The organism is Halomonas sp. MES3-P3E, assembly GCF_002836035.1.
GTDB classification, from domain to species: Bacteria; Pseudomonadota; Gammaproteobacteria; order Pseudomonadales; family Halomonadaceae; genus Vreelandella; species Vreelandella arctica.
Genome location: NZ_PJBT01000120.1, coordinates 1 through 739 on the forward strand (window position 1 = coordinate 1; position 739 = coordinate 739).

Genomic DNA, 739 nt, shown 5'->3' on the forward strand with positions numbered 1-739 from the left:
CGAATGAGATCAGGTGAACGCCATAGATCTCCTGGATGTACCCTTTGTCGCCTTCAGCAACGGCGTGGGCAAGGGCTTCACCACTGGCTCCCAGGAGCATCACCAGCAGTGTGAAAAGGGTCAGCGCGTGGCGTCGGGCCAAAACAGGCAAGCCGAACGCACCCCCTAGTTGGGATGGAAACATAAAACCTCCACGGGTTTGTCATTAAGTGTTGGCCGTCCAGTGGACGGCCCCAGTCATCCAGCGATGACCGGCCGTGGAGGACGCTCCAAGCGGTAGACACGACGCAGCGGTAGGCCGCTGCGTTCGCCTAGCCGCAGGGCGTCGCGGAAGTTCGGCTCGACGGCAATGCCCGTCCCAGGCCGATCCGCTTTTTCGTGAAAGTGACTGCCACTCTCATTATGGAGGTGGCGACTATCTTCGTGCTCGTGGCCATGGGTATGCCCATGGCCCTTCTGCACATTCTCATGGAGAGACAACTCAACGCTAACCATGCTCGCCGCCCCATGCGCACGCGCCTCACCCACACTGGTGATTACCAGGCTAGGCAGGAACAGCAACAGAAAGGTCAGATAGCCAAGGCGGTGGCGCAGCCGATTGAGCATGTAGAGCAACCAGGATAAAAGTAAAAATCATAAAAATAGATAACCGTCTGCCTTGAACCATAGCGTTGGCAGAATAACGGCGATAGATTACCATCCCCTCCGGGGGGATAGGAATATAATAAGGGAAAAGAAA

General features: G+C 56.3%; 1 protein-coding gene and 1 pseudogene. Both read right to left on the reverse strand.

Features of this window, described 5'->3' with window-relative positions; all coding sequences use genetic code 11:
* Positions 1 to 184, reverse strand: a pseudogene (locus CXF87_RS12185) (HupE/UreJ family protein); the annotation flags it as partial.
* Positions 185 to 237: 53 nt separating this feature from the next.
* Positions 238 to 606 (reverse strand): hypothetical protein, encoded by a 369-nt coding sequence (locus CXF87_RS12190; RefSeq protein ID WP_022522208.1) that lies wholly within the window; start codon positions 604 to 606, stop codon positions 238 to 240.
* Positions 607 to 739: the final 133 nt, after the last annotated feature.